This window comes from Halanaerobium sp. MA284_MarDTE_T2 (genome assembly GCF_003337245.1).
In the GTDB taxonomy this organism is placed as follows: Bacteria; Bacillota; Halanaerobiia; order Halanaerobiales; family Halanaerobiaceae; genus QPJE01.
On the sequence record NZ_QPJE01000002.1, the window covers coordinates 1 to 16,846 of the forward strand.

14 protein-coding genes, 1 pseudogene and 1 riboswitch are annotated in these 16,846 nt (G+C 34.8%); of the genes and pseudogenes, 1 reads left to right on the forward strand and 14 read right to left on the reverse strand.

The features are described 5' to 3' along the window. Positions 1-450 precede the first annotated feature (450 nt). The 3 genes from DFR78_RS01245 to DFR78_RS01255 all read right to left on the reverse strand — a co-directional run bounded on the left by DFR78_RS01245 (position 451) and on the right by DFR78_RS01255 (position 4,636). Positions 451-891 (reverse strand): Hsp20/alpha crystallin family protein, encoded by a 441-nt coding sequence (locus tag DFR78_RS01245; protein ID WP_114457034.1) that lies wholly within the window; start codon positions 889-891, stop codon positions 451-453. Positions 892-1,069: 178 nt separating this feature from the next. Beyond that, positions 1,070-2,203 carry an N-acetylglucosamine-6-phosphate deacetylase gene (gene nagA / locus DFR78_RS01250; RefSeq protein ID WP_114457035.1) on the reverse strand — a complete coding sequence of 378 codons (1,134 nt, stop codon included), beginning with the start codon at positions 2,201-2,203 and terminating at the stop codon, positions 1,070-1,072. 60 nt (positions 2,204-2,263) lie between these two features. After that, positions 2,264-4,636, reverse strand: a complete 2,373-nt coding sequence (locus DFR78_RS01255; protein WP_114457036.1) for a Lon protease family protein — start codon at positions 4,634-4,636, stop codon at positions 2,264-2,266. Positions 4,637-4,849: 213 nt separating this feature from the next. Here DFR78_RS01255 and DFR78_RS01260 point away from each other — a divergent pair, with 213 nt between their 5' ends. Further along, positions 4,850-5,524 carry a redox-sensing transcriptional repressor Rex gene (locus DFR78_RS01260; RefSeq protein ID WP_114457037.1) on the forward strand — a complete coding sequence of 225 codons (675 nt, stop codon included), beginning with the start codon at positions 4,850-4,852 and terminating at the stop codon, positions 5,522-5,524. Here DFR78_RS01260 and DFR78_RS01265 read toward each other — a convergent pair. From DFR78_RS01265 to DFR78_RS01315, 11 genes and pseudogenes are all read right to left on the reverse strand, one after another. Continuing rightward, the gene (locus tag DFR78_RS01265; RefSeq protein ID WP_114457038.1) at positions 5,481-6,881 is read right to left on the reverse strand and encodes an amidohydrolase family protein; all 1,401 of its coding nucleotides are present in this window, start codon (positions 6,879-6,881) and stop codon (positions 5,481-5,483) included. The genes DFR78_RS01260 and DFR78_RS01265 overlap by 44 nt on opposite strands. A 94-nt stretch (positions 6,882-6,975) precedes the next feature. Further along, entirely contained in the window at positions 6,976-7,719 is a 744-nt protein-coding gene (locus DFR78_RS01270; RefSeq protein WP_114457039.1) for an ABC transporter ATP-binding protein, read from the reverse strand. Then, positions 7,706-8,410, reverse strand: a complete 705-nt coding sequence (locus tag DFR78_RS01275; protein ID WP_114457040.1) for an ABC transporter permease — start codon at positions 8,408-8,410, stop codon at positions 7,706-7,708. The genes DFR78_RS01270 and DFR78_RS01275 overlap by 14 nt, the downstream gene beginning before the upstream one ends. A 64-nt stretch (positions 8,411-8,474) precedes the next feature. Then, on the reverse strand, positions 8,475-9,302 hold the full coding sequence (locus DFR78_RS01280; RefSeq protein WP_114457041.1) for a substrate-binding domain-containing protein: 828 nt from the start codon (positions 9,300-9,302) through the stop codon (positions 8,475-8,477). 129 nt (positions 9,303-9,431) lie between these two features. Next, positions 9,432-9,562: riboswitch (molybdenum cofactor riboswitch) on the reverse strand. A gap of 101 nt (positions 9,563-9,663) precedes the next feature. Then, positions 9,664-9,786, reverse strand: coding sequence for a hypothetical protein (locus tag DFR78_RS12220; RefSeq protein WP_255416507.1), 123 nt, complete (start codon positions 9,784-9,786; stop codon positions 9,664-9,666). 268 nt (positions 9,787-10,054) lie between these two features. Beyond that, positions 10,055-11,140, reverse strand: a complete 1,086-nt coding sequence (gene tsaA, locus DFR78_RS01290) for a tRNA (N6-threonylcarbamoyladenosine(37)-N6)-methyltransferase TrmO (protein WP_114457043.1) — start codon at positions 11,138-11,140, stop codon at positions 10,055-10,057. A gap of 20 nt (positions 11,141-11,160) precedes the next feature. Next, entirely contained in the window at positions 11,161-11,583 is a 423-nt protein-coding gene (nikR, locus tag DFR78_RS01295; protein ID WP_114457044.1) for a nickel-responsive transcriptional regulator NikR, read from the reverse strand. 280 nt (positions 11,584-11,863) lie between these two features. Then, positions 11,864-13,197 (reverse strand): annotated as a pseudogene (larC, locus tag DFR78_RS01300) (nickel pincer cofactor biosynthesis protein LarC). A 1-nt stretch (position 13,198) separates the two neighbouring features. Continuing rightward, positions 13,199-13,972 (reverse strand): nickel pincer cofactor biosynthesis protein LarB, encoded by a 774-nt coding sequence (gene larB, locus DFR78_RS01305; protein WP_114457045.1) that lies wholly within the window; start codon positions 13,970-13,972, stop codon positions 13,199-13,201. Then, a complete protein-coding gene (larE, locus tag DFR78_RS01310) occupies positions 13,965-14,774 on the reverse strand; it encodes an ATP-dependent sacrificial sulfur transferase LarE (RefSeq protein WP_114457046.1) in 810 nt (269 codons plus the stop codon). Before larE ends, larB begins: the two co-directional genes overlap by 8 nt. 166 nt (positions 14,775-14,940) lie before the next feature. Further along, positions 14,941-16,797 (reverse strand): YgiQ family radical SAM protein, encoded by a 1,857-nt coding sequence (locus DFR78_RS01315; protein WP_114457047.1) that lies wholly within the window; start codon positions 16,795-16,797, stop codon positions 14,941-14,943. Between the last annotated feature and the right edge of the window lie 49 nt (positions 16,798-16,846).

A 16,846-nucleotide genomic window follows, 5' to 3' on the forward strand; every position in this document is an offset into this window, starting at 1 on the left:
AATAATTTCTTTAACTACTTCATAAGCTCTTTTAGCTTTCCTTTTTGATTTCGTCATTACCACAAAATCATCAGCAAATCGCACCAGTTTATACCATCTTGCTGTCATTCCAACCCTAATCACACCCTTAAATCCAGCCTAGATTGCATGGTTGTTATGCCGGCATTGAGCTTCTTCGATTTTTTGGCGAATCGCCATTTACAGATGCCACCTCTGGTTCACATAATGTTTTGGACTAACAGCACGTCTCAGACTCTTCAGATTCCACCTCACGGTGAACACCCTGTCACTGTTGACTTCTACATGATACATGCCACAACATAGATAGGACTTTCACCTATTATCAGAATAATTTACGGAGCACACAAAAAATTAGCCCGGCGGTAATGCCGGGCAATAAAACATCCTTAAAATTGTCCTTTTCGTCAATATTTATTTTTTAAATCTAAATTATTCAATATCTATTGTGCGGGATTTAACTGATGTTTTTTCTTTTTTAGGAAGATGAACTTTCAAAATTCCATCATCATATTCGGCTTTTATCTCATCTTCATTTACATTATCCAGATAGAAACTGCGGGAATAAGTTCCTCTTCTTCTTTCGCGCCGGATATATTTATCTCCTTTTTCTTCTTTACTTTCTTCATTGCTTGCAGTAATTGTCAGATAATCTTCATTTATTTCTAAATTGATATTATCTTTCTTTATACCAGGCATTTCTGCTTCAATTAAAAATTCATCATCGTTTTCCTTGATATCTGCTCTAAATCCGCGATCCGCAAAATCCATCACATCACCAAAAAAGTCAGAGACAATACGATTAAATGGATCATCCTCGCGATCGATTAAATCTCTTCGATTGCGGTTTCTAAAAGGTACAAGATCAAACATAAAACCACCTCCGAATTTTTCTTTTAAATTATTTTTCTTTTAACTTTCTATTATTATTATAGTCAAATAGTCAGAAAAGGTCAAATTATTAAAAATGCCGAAAATGACATTTATCTCTCTTTAAATCAAATTATCTCTCAAATACTCCTTTATTTTTATAAAATATTCCCTATTTAATTTATAAGGTTTTCCCCCGTATAAAAGTTTTTAGAACCTCAAATTTTTTATTTAGAAGAATTAGATCTGAAAAATAGTTTTTTTCTATTCTACCTGTTTGATGATCAATTCCAAGTTTTTTGGCAGGATTTAAAGTCACCATTCTAAAAATTTCAGGAATACTTAAATCGGTTATACTCATAACATTTCTGACAGCCTTATCCAGAGTGAGCACACTTCCTGCCAGCTGACCACTTTTTAGCCTGGCTGCTCCCTCCTTTACAAATACTTCCTGTCCACCAAGCTCATATTTTCCATCTTCCAGCCCTGCTGCTTCCATAGAATCTGAAACCAGAATAACTCTATCAGCACCTTTATATTTTATAGTAAGTCTATCAACTGCTTCATGATGGTGTATCAAATCGGCTATCAATTCTACTGTCAAATCTGAATCCAGTGCAGCCCCCACAAGACCAGGTCGGCGGTGGTGCAGTCCTGACATAGCATTATATAGATGTGTAAAATGATCCATTCCTGCCTCTCTGGCTGCCTGGAAATCTTCATAATTAGCTGCAGAATGCCCGGCTGCAGCAGTAATATTATTCTTTTTTAATTCCTTTATTAAAGTTAATGCTCCCTTTTTTTCTGGAGCCAGTGTAACTATCTTTATTACATCATAATAATCTCTAAGCAGATCAGGATCTGGATCAAGAATATAGCGGCTGTTTTGAGCACCAATATATTCTTCACTTATAAATGGACCTTCTACATGGGAACCTGCTATTACTGCTCCATCAGTACCTCTATCTGCTGCCTCTCTGACAGCAGATAATGCCCTTTTTATTTGGTCAGGGCTCATAGTCATTGTTGTCGGCAAAAATGCAGTAACACCATGTTTGGCAAGTGTTTTACTAATAGAATTTAATGCATTATAATCAGCTTCCATAGTATCTCGACCTGAAGCTCCGTGTGTGTGAATATCTATAAATCCTGCTGAAAGATATGCACCTTTACCATCAATAACTTCCAGATCAGAACTGTCCTCTAAAATATATGGGACAATTTTTTCTATTTTTTCTCCAAAAACAATTGATCCACCACAGATAATTTTATCGTTAGTTATAATATTTATATTTTTAATTAATTTTTTCCTCATTTTTTCAGCTCCTAAAGTTGATCCTTCTTAAGACAGACCCGTGATGTTTGTCAGCAGACTTTAACTTCTATCATTCTCTTCTAAAGATTCCTCAACTTCTGCATATTCTTTTAATACTGCTTTTACTTTTTTGTGCACTTCATCTGCCGGTGTATCCAGCATGATTTCCAGTGCCTGGTCTATCTTTTCAACACTGTACAGATGGAATTGATTATTTTTTACCGCATCTAAAACTTCATCATTTAACATCAGATTATCTATATTTCTCTCAGGAATCACAACACCCTGACTTCCGCTCAATCCCTTTGCCCTACATACTGCAAAAAAGCCTTCTACCTTTTCGTTGACTCCACCTATCGGCTGTACTACTCCCTTCTGGTTCATAGAACCTGTAATAGCAATATCCTGTCTAATAGGTATATCTGATAGTGAAGAAAGAAGTGCCACAACTTCAGCACAGGTAGCACTGTCACCATCAATACCACCATAGCTCTGTTCAAATGCTATGGATGCAGTTAAACTAAGTGGGTTTTCTTGAGCATATTGACCACCAAGATAGCCAGTTAAAATTAATACACCCTTACTGTGTATCTGCCCACTCATTTTAACCTCACGCTCTATATTTATAACACCTTCTTTTCCAAGGTATGTTCTGGCAGTTATTCTGGAAGGCCGTCCAAAAGCATAATTTCCCGCCTGATAGACGGAAAGTCCATTTATCTGACCAACTTCCCAGCCGCTTACATCTACCAGCAGTATATCTCTATCTATTCTTTCCTGCACTTTCTCCTCAAGCAGGTTGGAGCGCTTTTCTTTTTCTTCTATAGCTTTTAGTACAAACTCATCTGTCACATATGTGGAATTACTTCTTTCTGCCCATGCATCAGCCTCATAAAGAATATCTATCAGCTCATTAAATTTAGTAGATAATTTTTGTCTGTCCCCTGTTAGACGGGAACTAAAATCGACCATCTTTGCCACAGCTGAGGCTGTAAATGGTTTTAAATCATCTCTATCAATAACTGTAGAAATAAAAACAGAAAATCTATCTATATTATCAGAATTTCTGTCCATTTCAGTATCAAAATCTGCTTTAATTTTAAAAAGCTCAGAAAATTCTTCATCATAATTATATAATAAATAATAAATATAGGGGGAACCAATCATTATTATTTTTAAATCCAGCTCTACTGCCTCAGGCTTCAGTGTAATAATGGGAACACTTCTGTACTGCTCACCAATGTTTTCTACTGTAATTTCCCCATTGATCAGACTTCTTTTTAAAGTCTCCCAGGAAAATGGGTTTGTGAGCAGATCATGTGCATGTACAATTAAAAAGCCACCATTAGCTCTGTGAAGAGATCCGCTTCTTATCATTGTAAAATCTGTCGTAATAGTACCAAACTGACTTTTACCTTCTATCTTTCCAAACAAGTTATAATAAGTTGGATTAGTTTCGTAAACCACAGGAGCACCTTTTGTATCACTGTGATTAACAAACAAATTTATATGATAACGTTTAAAAAAACTGCCGTCTTCATCTATTTCAAACGGAAACATCTGTTTCTGATTATCATCACTGCTGCGAAAGCGGTTTATATTTTCCGCAATATCATCCTGAACTTTCTGCAGATAATTAACTATTTCAGGAACATCACCATATTTATCCTGGAGATGACAAATAATAGGCTGTACTACAGAAATACCTATTTTCTTTTCCAAACTTCCCAGCTCTTCCTGTGCTTCTTCTTTGATAGATCTTACCTGGCGCATAATCTGAGAGATTTCTGTCTGAATCTCCTGAATTTCTTCTCTAATTTCACTTTTTTCTTCTTCAGACAGCTGCTGATAATCTTCACGTGAAAGTGGTTCTCCATCTTCATCTAATGGAATAGGAACAAGTCCCTGAGGGGTATTCTGCAAAAGGAATCCCCGTTCTTTTACTTCTTTTTCAAATTCTTCCATCAATTTAGTGGATTTTGGCTGATACTGGTTTATTATTTCTTTTCTCTCTTCATCATATTCTTCTCCTTCAAAAGCACGCGGTATCTCTTCTTTGAGTTCTTCTATTATTTTTTCCATATCATTTTTTAAAGAAGCTCCCGTACCTGCCGGTACATACATTACCTTTGGTTTTTCGTATTCCGAAAAATTAAAAACATAAAGGATATCTTTTGGGCATTCCATATTTTCTGCTTTTTTTTCTGCCATTTTTTCAGCATAAGTTGATTTTCCTGTACCGGACTGTCCTGCCATAAATATATTATAGCCTGGTTTTTTTACATGCATGCCAAAATCAACTGCTCTGGCAGCCCTATCCTGTCCTATTATCTCTCCTTCCATAGAATCAAGCTCATCTGTATTCTTAAAAGAAAAATTTTCGAAATCATATTTAAATTCAAGTTTTTCATCTGTTATTTTATATTTATCCATCAATATTCCTCCTCGATTATGTTATTCTTAAACAAAATTTTTTGCCTTAAATAGGCAGGTAACCCTCCCCATCTAAAACTTCAGAGTTCATTCCTTAATTATTATTTCTGTAAATCTTCTTTTTATCCTGCTTGATATAATTATTATAGTAAGATAAAATATAATTGAAGATTGTTATATTTTTTACAAACTATTAATTAAGGAGAATCTGTTATGGGAAAATCAACTGAAAAAATACCCGAAATTATTATAAACAGACTGCCTTTATATTATAATCACCTTAAAATGCTCCAGGATTCCAGCAAAGAATATATATCTTCAGAAGAACTCTCAGAACTCACCGGACTCAGCAGTTCTTTAATAAGAAAGGATTTAAGTTATTTTGGCACATTTGGCCGCAAAAGTTATGGATATGATATTGACTGTCTGTTTCAGCAGATAAGCATTATAATGGGATTTAATTACACAAAAAAAATTATAATTGTTGGTGCAGGGTATCTGGGCCAGGCACTGGCTTACAATCGAGGTTATGAAGAAAGAGGTTATAAACTAACTGCAATTTTTGACAAAAATCCAAAATTGATTGACCTATATATTAATAATATAAAAACTCAGCCGATGGAAAATCTAGAAAAAGTTATTAAAAAAGAAAAAGTTGCTATTGCAGCACTCACAGTTCCAGAAGGAGCTGCCCAAAATATAACCGACCGCCTTGTCGCGGCCGGAATTAAAGGCATCTGGAATTTTGCTGAAATTCCTCTTAAAGTACCAGATAACGTATTTTTACAGGAACAGCATATCAATCAGGGACTGTGCAAATTATCCTGTTTTTTAAATCAGGAGATCAGTGATCCTCGCGAAAAAAATCTGAAGTGCTGGCAGGAATAAATTTTCCACTTCCTTTTTCTGCTGTTTTATTTTCAGCAAATATTATCTGACCTCTTCGCAGTGTCATATATACCGAGCCTTTTACCTCAAAATTTTTATATGGACTGTAACCAGCTGCAGAATGAAGATTTTCTGCAGTTAATTTTATGTTTTTTTCTGGATCAAAAACTGTTATATCAGCATCTGTTCCTTCCTGCAGTGACCCCTTTTGAGGATATAAACCAAAAATCCTGGCAGGATTATAAGCAAGCATTTTTATCATTTCATTTAAAGAAAACTTTCCACTTCTAACTCCAAAATGATGTATCAAAGCCAGCAGAGTCTCTGTACCTGGTATCCCGGGCAGGATATCAAGAGCTGATTGAGACCTAAATTTTTGACTGGGAGTAAATGAACAGTGGTCTGTAGCAATCACCTGAAAATCACCTTCTGCTGCACCGTTCCAGAGTATTTCATTATCATATTTTGTTCTAAGAGGGGGAGTCATTAAATAAAGCTGTGCTTCTTCCTGTCGAAGATAAGACTGATCCAGCAGAAGATAATGGGGTGCTGTCTCTGCTATAATTTCCGCACCTTTTTTCCTCAGTTTTTTAATTTCCTTTAGCCCATATTCGGAAGAAACATGAACAATATAGAGGGGAATATCTGCCCGCAATGCTTCTTCACCCATATCTTTAACTGCCAGTCCTTCTGCAACTGCAGGCCGAATGGAAGGATGCATGTCAGCAGATATTAAATTATGCTTTGAATATATTTTCTCTAAATCTTCAATAAGCTTATCTTCCTCAGCATGTACAGTAGGAAGCAGTTTGAGTTCTTTCAGTCTTTTTAGTACATCCCTCCATCTGCCGCGCTCTATCACATAGCCTTCTCGTCTATATGTTGTAAATAACTTAACACTTGCAATTCCAATTTCTTTTAAAATTTTTAATTTTTTAGATATTTCCTGATTAAAATCCTCAATTACCTGATGAAAATTGTAATCGATAATAGAATCAGCTGCTTTAAGACATCTTTTTTCAAAAGCACTTTTAAAATCAGCATCTGGAGGAAAATCAATATAATCAATTACAGTTGTTACCCCACCTGCTGCAGCAGAAATACTGCCTGAATAAAAATCATCTGCAGTAATTGTATTTCTGGATTTTAAATAATAATGTGTATGTGCATCTATAATACCGGGAAATATGTATTTACCATTCAGATTAATATTTTTTAAATTTTCAGCTTTTTCTACCTGAGAAAAACTGCCTGGTTTCCCGATAGAAGCAATTTTTTCTCCTTTTATAAGCACATCAGCTTTCTGAGATCTTTTTTCATCTATCAGCAGAGCATTTTTCAAAAGCAAATTTTCCATAGAAGAACCACTCCTCTTTTTATTAAGGGAAGTTTCCAAAAAATTATTTTTAGAGTTGAAAATGGGGAAACTCCTTATTATTAGTTCTTCATTATTAGTTCTTCATTAAAAGTCGATAATCCTGCTTTGAACTGTAATAATTATTATCATTCTGATAGTGCAGACCTTTAATCGGGCCGCTGTACTGTACAGATCCTTTTTTGAGTACAGTTATTTTTTCAGCCAGACTTCTTATCTGGTTTTTGTCATGTGTCACCATAACCACAGTCATTTCCTCTGTTACAAGTTCTGCAAAATGTGAATTAAAAAATTCTATACTTTCTTCATCAAGGTTGGTAGTTGGTTCATCAACAAAGACAATTTCCGGTTCAGTTATTAATGCTCTCGCTATAGATACTTTTTGCTTTTCTCCTCCTGAAAGGGTTGCAGCTGACTGTTCAAGCAGATTTTCTATTTCAAGTCTTTTAGCTATTTCTTCCGTTTTTTTGAGATATTGATTTTTATTTAGACCACGCAGTCTGAGGGGAAGGCTTATATTATAAATTACACTACCTCGGTAAAAATATGGATTCTGCCAGATTACAGAAAATCTTCTTCTGAGCTTAACTTTATCAGTTTTAGGACCAATAGTCTGATTTTTATATATCAGATCACCACTAAAATCATCATCTACAAGAGATAATATATTTAATAATGTTGTCTTTCCACTTCCATTATGCCCGATAATAAAATTAAACTGACCCTCATAAACATTAAACTCCCGCAGATTCAGTATATTTTTCCCTTTTATATTTTTTTTTATATTTAAAGCCTTTAAAATAATTTTATCGCTGCTCATATTCTTTCCCCTCCTGCAGAGAATATACACCAATATTGATTATAAAAGCAAGAAGAAGCAGTATCAGCCCCAGGGCAAGCCCAAATCCAAAACGACCTTTATTTGTTTCAAGAGCCATTGCAGTAGTAATTGTTCTGGTAACTCCTTTAATATTTCCACCCAGCATCATAGAAATTCCGACCTCACCTAATACACGGCCAAAACCTGTAATAACAGCCCCCATAATTCCATATCGGGCTTCCAGTAATAAAAGTTTAAACTGCTGAATTTTTGTTGCTCCAAGAGAAAGAGCTGTTTTGTAGAGCTTTTCATCAAGTGAATAAATAGCATTTCTTATTAAAGCAGTTATCAGTGGGACAATTAAAATTATCTGACCAATAATGATACCTCTAAAAGAAAATAGCATCTCATATTCTCCCAGAATTCCTCTTCTAGAAATAAGGGAATACACAAATATTCCCACAACCACAGTCGGCAGGCCCAGAAGAGTATTTAATATTATATTTACTATTTTTTTACGTCCAAAATTAGTCCTGCCGATAAATATACCGGCAGGAATTCCTATAATAGAGGCAAAGAAAGTTGATGTAATAGAAAGACGCAGTGATGTTGAAACCACATTAAAAAGTTCTCTATCAAATCCAATGATTAAATACCATGCTTCCTGAAATGCTTCTATTATATAGTTCATCTTTCTTCACCTCTATCTATAATAACATAATACTACTATATTATTTATTTTGGAGAAAATATCTTTAGTTAAAATTTTCCGGTGTTATTGCAGATGGATTAAACAATCTTTCACCATATTTAGTATAATTATAAATCATCTGCTGACCTTCCTGAGAAGTTATATATCCTACTAAGGCCATTGCTTTCTGATAATTAACATGTGTATGGTAGGCTGGATTTACAGGAATTATTCCATATGGGTTAAACAGCAGCGGATCCCCACTTACAAGTAGTTCAAGATCTATATCTCCACTGTAAGCTAAAAATGTACCTCGATCGGCCAGAATATATCCTTCTTTTTCATTGGCTACATTGATGCTTGCCCCCATACCCTGTCCTGTTTCCATATACCAGCTGCCAGATGGTTTAACTGATGCTTTTTCCCAGAGGCTTAACTCTTTTTTGTGTGTTCCTGAGTCATCACCACGAGAAATAAAATTACTTTCCGAATTAGCAATTTTTTCAAGTGCTGCTACAGCTGATTCCATACCCTTAACTCCTGCAGGATCATCTGCTGGACCTAAAATAACAAAATCATTATACATAACATCTCTTCTGTTAACACCATAACCAGCTTCTACAAAAGCATCTTCTGCTGCTCTTGCATGTACAAGTATAATATCTGCATCTCCATTTTCTGCAAGACTAATGGCTCTACCTGTACCAACTGCAATAACATCTACTCTAACATCAAATTTTTCTTCAAATGTAGGCAGTATTTCATCGAGAAGTCCGGAATTTTCTGTGCTTGTTGTTGTTGCCAGAATTAATCTGTCCTGAGCCAGCGCCATACCACTAAACACCAGAGTAATCATTAAAATAATTAGAAAAATTGATAATTTTTTGTTCATAAGAAACCCCCCTTTATATTCTGAATATTGTTAAAAATATAAATAATCTTAACAATAAAAAAAACAATAAAAAAACCTTCCGTATAAATAATTTACCGGAAGGTAAAAGGTGGGTCTACACCATTAAATTCAAACAAAATCATCACTCCTTTCCAATCCGGGAGGTCAGAATGTTTCCCTACTGACCCTATCGGTATTTTCTCCATAGATATATATTCTATACATCCTTAGGAACAAAATACTCGGAGTTATATAATTTTTATCTCATAATTATTTTACCTAATTTTTTATTTAATGTCAAATAAAAACCGGAGCCTTACAGCTCCGGTAAATAAAACATCATTTTACAATTGATTCTTTTTTAATAACCACCATTCATGTAATAATCAACTAAAGCTTTGCTTTTAAGTTTATCATATCCTCTGGCGTCAATTTCTTTTGTCTTAACATCATTTTGAAGTTGCTTATACTTAAAGATTGTCATTTTAAATGCCCCTCCCTTTAATTTTGGATTTTGGTAAGGGAACATTCTCGCTACACGTCTACTTTGTTCCTTTTTAGTAAACAAAACGACCACATAAACAAACTAAGTTTCTCTCTCTGTTGGTTCAATTATATTATACTATATGAGTCTTAATTTAACAAGAAAATATATTATAGAGTTTTCAGAAAATTATTTTTAGAGCTGCAAAAAAAAGATTTTGTCATAAATAAATTTTTTACATTAGCAGTTTAACTGAATAAATTTTATCCTATTCGATTTTTCTGACAATTCCACTTCCGTCAACTTGGAAATATTCTGTTCCTGCACATGATCTGCACAAAATTCTACCACCATTTTTCACTGATTTGGAAGCCATAATTTTTTCTCCACATTTTTCACAAAATTGATCTTCAAAAATGGGTGCATATTCTGGAATATCTATTTCTATATTCTGATAAATGTTAAAAACATTTTCTGCTTCTTTTTCTATAATCTCAAAAGCTATAGTTTTCCATACCTCTTTGAGCCTTTCTGCTTCAGTATCTGTACCATCTCTGCGGGTAATTACCTTATTGAAAAGTTCTTTTGCCTCTGGATAATTATCCTTTATAAAATCTTTCTCATCTTTTAAAATATATCTGATATTACCTCCATTTCTTTTTGCAAATGTAACAGCAGTTTTACCCAGATCCCTATATATAAGCCCATTGTTTCCAAAAGTTGAACCACTGATATACTGGATTCCATCACTAAAACAGCTGTTGGTCTCAACCACTGCCAGCATTTTTTCCATACCATCATTTGTTACATCTAATTTACGCACTCCATCAACAGCTGCCACAACTCCTAAAGCAAGATAGGGGCAGAAATGTCCATGAAGTTCTCCTGCCTTAAGCAGCAGCTCATTCATATTTTTATATTTAATCATCTTATCAATTTCATAGCGTGGGTTTTCTTTCTGCATTGACAGTGCCGGGGTATCCATAAATGGTGTATAGGGCTTAATATCTATTACAGGTGTCATATCTATTGCATCAAGTCCATAAACATGAATTTTATTGTCCTCTATTTTTAATATTTCTACTGTAGTCATTCCTATTGAATTGGGGCGGCGCGGACTCCGAGACGCAAAAACACCCCGTTTGGGCCCCATTCTTCTTCTGCTTACCAGATCAAAACCTTCTGACTTATGGAGGTAAAATAAAACCTGAATATAATCATATTCATCCAGCTTATCAAGCCCCTGTTGATACTCCTCTTTTACTTCAATTATACTTCTTGCTTTTTTCATTTTATCAGGTCCAACCGGTTTTTTATATTTGCTTTTTACATATCCTATCTCTATTAATTCCAATAATATCACTCTCTCTATTATTATTCTCTATCCTCCAAAGCCTTTATGTTGACAACAGTCAATTCCCCATGTTTAACTCCCTTGAGTGCAATAAGTCTTCTTGTAACCTCATTCAGCTTTTTCATCTTACCTTCAACAACAATTACTTCCAGACAGTAATCATAATTTAAATGAATATGAAGATTGCTCTTAAACATACAGTGATAATCATGCTGCAGCTGATTCATTTTATCGGTTAAAGCGAATTTATGGTGGTCATAAATAAGTGTTAAAGTTCCCACTACGATTGATTCATCTGTCTTATTTTCTTCTTCTATTATTTTTTCTCTAATCAGATCTCTTATTGCTTCAGACCTGTTATTATATACTCCTTCATTAATTTTATCAAAATGCTCAAGAAGTTCCTCATCTATTGAAACGCCAAAACGCTTTAAACTGGACACAAAAACACCTCCTCCTTTATATAGTAGCACGAAAATGCAATTCGTGCTACTATATAATACTATTCTGTATTTAATTAAAAAAACCTTTTAAAAAAGAAAAAAGTGCCTGTTAGATGAAAAAACCAGGCACTCAGCACTTATTTTGTTTTTATATGCTTTGATGTGTCCACAAAAAGGGTATTTGCGGAACATTAGGCATTTTTCGTTAATCAATCTTAATGAGTTAGAGACGCAAATATCCTTTTTGTGGGAGAACCATGCTTTTTATTTGTTAAAACCATTATTCAGCTTCTCTTTTAATCAAATCATAAACATCTTTAAGTGGAATATCATTTTCTTGTGCCAGCTTTCTGCAGTCTTCATATTCTGGAGCAGATTTAATTTTCTCCCCATCCAGATAAGCAGATTTAATTTTTACTTTTCCGAGAGAAGAATCAAATATAAACTGTTCTCTCTTCAGAGAGCTTCTTTCAACAAAATATCTCCTTATACCTAAAGTTGTTGTTTCATTAAAGATAATTTTTTCCAGTTTTTCTCGTTTTTCTTCTGTACAGAGAACACTAAGTTTCTGGGCAGGACGATTTTTCTTCATATATATATTTGTTAAATAAACATCCAGAGCTCCGGCGGTAAACAATTCTGGAAATAAATAAGAATAAATCTCCCCACTCATATCGTCAATATTTGTTTCTAGAATCAGCAGTTTTTCACTTTTTTTTTAGATTTTTCAGCCAGATAAAGCCTCAGCATATTTGTTATTTCCAGATCTTTTTTTCCTGCACCATAGGCAATTTTCTTAATCTTGACCTCAGGCAGAGGGCAGAACTCTTCTGCCAGAGTTTTTATAATAGCAGCACCGGTTGGAGTTACAAGTTCACTTTTAATACCAGACGCATATACAGGTACATCCTTAAGAATTTCTATAGTTGCCGGAGCCGGTACTGGTATATTCCCATGGGCCACATTTACAAAACCAGAACCAATTGGAACTGCTGAAGAATAAATATAGTCAGCATCAAGCATATCTATCAGTATTGCAGTACCTACAATATCTACAATAGAATCAACTGCTCCGACTTCATGAAAGTGAACTTCATTTAAAGGCTTACTGTGCACTTTTGCCTCTGCTTCGGCTACATAGCTAAAAATCTTTTTGCTCAATTCTTTTATGTTTTCATTTAACTCACTTTCATCGATCAGTTTCTCTATATCACCGAGATTGCGGTGATGATGTTCTCCACTGCCCGGATGATGATGGCCTTTATCTTCTTTATGAACATGATTGTGATTTTTTTTATCATAATTATGGCTGTGCTGGTCATCATTGTGATTATGGTCATGATAGTGTTCGTGATCATGATGACTGTGCTCATGATCACGACTATCTTCATAAATATGGTCAGGATGTGCTGTGTTGTTCAAAAGCACTTTAAAATCAGTTCCTGTAATTCCATTTTTCTGTGTTTTCTTTATCTCTATTTTATAACCGGATAAATTAAGTTTTTTAAGCTTATTTAAAAATTCCTCCTGATCCAGACCTAAATCCAGCAGTGCAGCAATTGTCATATCACCACTAATTCCTGAACTGCATTCAAAATATAGTATTTTTTCCATTTTACCTTCCCTCTTTTCCTGCATTTTCTATCTGCATATTAATTGTAGCCGCCAGATAGGCAGCTCCAAATCCATTATCAATATTTACAACCCCAACACCACTTGCACAGCTGTTGAGCATAGTAAGCAGAGCCGAAACACCACCAAAATTGGTCCCATAACCAACACTTGTAGGTACAGCTATTACCGGTTTATCCACCAGACCTCCAACAACACTGGCAAGTGCCCCTTCCATTCCAGCAACTGTTATAATCACACTGGCTTCATTAAGCTTATCCATATTTAATAAAAGACGGTGGATTCCAGCCACTCCAACATCATAAAGTCTTTCCACACTGTTGCCGAGCACTTCTGCTGTAATTGCTGCTTCTTCAGCAACTGCTAAATCTGATGTGCCACCTGTAACTACAATAATTTTATTCTCTGTTTTTTTCAATTCTCTTTTCTTAATAAATATAATTTTTGCTCTTTCATAATATTCTGCTTCCGGCTCAATATCTTTTATTCGGTTGTAGACTTCTCGGTTTGCCCTTGTTGCAAGAATATTATTTCTTTTTTTCATCATTTCCTTAATAATACCTTCTACCTCATCAAGTGATTTGTTCTCACAGTAAATAACTTCCGGAAATCCATTGCGAAGACTTCTGTGATTATCAATTTTGGCATAACCCAGATCCTTGAAGGGAAGATCTTTAAGTTCATCCATTGCAGCATCAATTTCTATTTCTCCACTTTTTACCTTTGTTAAAACAGATTTTATATCTTCTTTATTCATCAGTACCTCCTTTAAGCATCCGATTCATACTGCCCGATCTATATCCAGCTAAATCAAATGTGACATATTCAAATCCCAGTTTCTTAAAATATGCCTCAACAGCATCTATTAGTTCTATATCCATAAATTTCTCTCTTTCATCAGCACCAACTTCAATTCTGGCCAGATTATTATGATCTCTCACTCTAAGCTGTTCAAAACCCCTTTCCATAAGAAATCCTTCTGCCGCTTCTATTTTATTCAATTTTTCTTTGGAAATTTTGTCTCCATAGATAATTCGGGTGGCCAGACAGGAAAGTGAAGGTTTATCCCAGGTAGGAAGTCCCAGGCTGTATGACAATTCTCTAATTTCTTTTTTACTGAGATCTACCTCTAATAGTGGACTCCTAATTTTAAGTTCTTTTAAAGCTTTCAACCCGGGTCTATAATCACCTATATCATCAGTATTGGAGCCTTCAACAATAATTCTTCCCCCGGCAAATTTTTTAATCTCTCCAAATATTTTTTTCTTACAGTAATAACATCTTTCCGGCGAGTTTTCCACAGCCTCCCCCAGTTCCTCCAGCTTTAACTCAATTTCTTTATGATTTAATGATAGTTTTTCTACAAGTTCTTCAAGCTCCTCGATTTCCTTTTGGGGAACAAATGGTGTTTTTACTGTAAGTGCAGTAAAATCAGCACCTGCATCCTGAGCTGCTGCTGCAAGAAATGTACTGTCCACACCACCCGAAAAAGCAACTACAAAATTGCCCAGTTCACTCAGTATATTTTTTAGTTTTTCGTATTTTTTTTCAGTCTTCATAGATACACACTCCTGTATTTAAATTTTTTTTATATCTTTTTTGTATTAATTTATATACTTAAATTAGCACATAAAGTACTGCAGCTTATTTCCCATCCCCAGTCTGTTTTAAAAAATTATACCTTTTTGTGGGAGAACCATACCTTATTTAAAAAATAAAAATATTTTAAGAACTGGAGCTGGGTTTTATAAGAGCTTTTTTATCATAGCCGATCAAATCTTCCCTGCCGGCTCTTTTTAACGCCTTTTTTACAGTCTGATAATTGCTTTTTTTATGATACTGCAGCAGTGCTCTCTGCATTTTTTTCTCTTTTTGACTTTTTGCCACATATATTTTTTCCATTGTTCTTGGATCATAACCACTATAATACATAGCAGTTGACATAGTACCAGGTGTAGGATAAAAGTCCTGAACCTGTTCTGGATGATGATTAATATCCCGCAGATATTCTGCCAGACTGACAGCATCTTCAAGTCTGCTGCCTGGATGACTTGATATAAAATAGGGAATAATATACTGTTCTTTATCGATTTCATCATTTATCTCATAAAATCTTTTTCTAAATTTTTCGAATACATCTATTTTTGGTTTACCCATTCTGTAGAGCACTTCTTCTGAAACATGTTCTGGAGCTACTTTCAGCTGACCGCTTACATGATGTCTGCACATTTCTCTAAAAAATTCCTCATTATTATCTTCCAGCAGATAATCAAATCTAATCCCTGATCTTATAAATACTTTTTTTACACCTTTAAGATTCCTCAGCTCCTTTAAAAGCTCCAAATATTCAGCATGATCAACCTCCAGTTTACTGCAGGGTTTAGGAAACAGACATTCTTTTCCTTTACACATACCTCGCGAAAGTTGATCTGTACAGGAAGGCTGTCTGAAGTTAGCAGTAGGTCCACCTACATCATGTATATACCCCTTAAAATCCGGCATATTAATAAGTTTTTGAGCTTCTTCTACCAGTGAATCTCTGCTGCGTGAGGTTATCATCTTTCCCTGATGAAATGCAAGTGCACAAAATGAACATGATCCAAAACAACCACGTGAACTAATAAGACTAAATTTCACTTCTTTTATGGCAGGAACACCACCCAGATCCTCATATACAGGGTGATAATCTCTCTGATATGGCAGTGAATAAATGTGATCCAGCTCTTCCCTGTTTAAGGGGTCTACCGGTGGATTCTGCACAAGAAATTTATCTTTATGCTGCTGGACAAGAACTTCTCCTCTAATAGGATCCTGTTCTTCATATTGAAGTTTAAATGAATAAGCATATTTCTTTTTATCTGTTCTTACCTCATCATAAGTCGGAAGCAGCTTATAATTATAAAGATTATCCAAACTGTCAGCAATAAACACAGTTCCAGGAATATGAGTTATATATTTAATATCAAGTCCTGAAGCCATATTTTCGGCAATTTCCAGAATCTGATGTTCTCCCATTCCATAAACAAGCAGATCTGCACGTGTATCAAACAGTATTGATCTCCGCACTTTGTTATCCCAGTAATCATAATAGGCAAATCTGCGCAGACTGGCTTCAATACCTCCTAATATGACAGGTATACTTCCATACACTTCTCTAATTTTATTTGTATATACTATTGTAGCTCTATCTGGACGCAAATTACTTTTTCCACCTGGTGAATAATTATCATACCTGCGCCTATTGCGACCTACAGTGTAATGATTAACCATGGAATCCATATTCCCTGCAGTCACTAAAAAAGCATATTTAGGTTTCCCCAGTTTTTTAAAATCCGATGTATCTCTCCAGTCTGGCTGGGCAATAATCCCGACTCTAAAACCTGCATCTTCCAGTACTCTGGCAATTATTGCAGTTCCAAAAGATGGATGATCTACATAAGCATCTCCACTTACAATAATATAATCAAGCTTTTCCCAGCCCCGTTTTTCCATATCATCCCGACATATCACCATAAACTGATCTCGAGAATTATCAACTTTCTGCTCACTATTTTTATTAGAATTCTGTTTTGAACTTTCCATTTAATTTATCAGTAACTCCTTTTTTTGTTCTGTTTACAATTCCATATTT

Coding starts and splice junctions, on each gene's coding strand:
- DFR78_RS01245 (WP_114457034.1), bottom strand. CDS start 891: ATGTTTGATCTTGTACCTTTTAGAAACCGCAATCGAAGAGATTTAATC.
- nagA (WP_114457035.1), bottom strand. CDS start 2,203: ATGAGGAAAAAATTAATTAAAAATATAAATATTATAACTAACGATAAA.
- DFR78_RS01255 (WP_114457036.1), bottom strand. CDS start 4,636: ATGGATAAATATAAAATAACAGATGAAAAACTTGAATTTAAATATGAT.
- DFR78_RS01260 (WP_114457037.1), top strand. CDS start 4,850: ATGGGAAAATCAACTGAAAAAATACCCGAAATTATTATAAACAGACTG.
- DFR78_RS01265 (WP_114457038.1), bottom strand. CDS start 6,881: ATGGAAAATTTGCTTTTGAAAAATGCTCTGCTGATAGATGAAAAAAGA.
- DFR78_RS01270 (WP_114457039.1), bottom strand. CDS start 7,719: ATGAGCAGCGATAAAATTATTTTAAAGGCTTTAAATATAAAAAAAAAT.
- DFR78_RS01275 (WP_114457040.1), bottom strand. CDS start 8,410: ATGAACTATATAATAGAAGCATTTCAGGAAGCATGGTATTTAATCATT.
- DFR78_RS01280 (WP_114457041.1), bottom strand. CDS start 9,302: ATGAACAAAAAATTATCAATTTTTCTAATTATTTTAATGATTACTCTG.
- DFR78_RS12220 (WP_255416507.1), bottom strand. CDS start 9,786: ATGACAATCTTTAAGTATAAGCAACTTCAAAATGATGTTAAGACAAAA.
- larB (WP_114457045.1), bottom strand. CDS start 13,972: ATGAATAAAGAAGATATAAAATCTGTTTTAACAAAGGTAAAAAGTGGA.
- larE (WP_114457046.1), bottom strand. CDS start 14,774: ATGAAGACTGAAAAAAAATACGAAAAACTAAAAAATATACTGAGTGAA.
- DFR78_RS01315 (WP_114457047.1), bottom strand. CDS start 16,797: ATGGAAAGTTCAAAACAGAATTCTAATAAAAATAGTGAGCAGAAAGTT.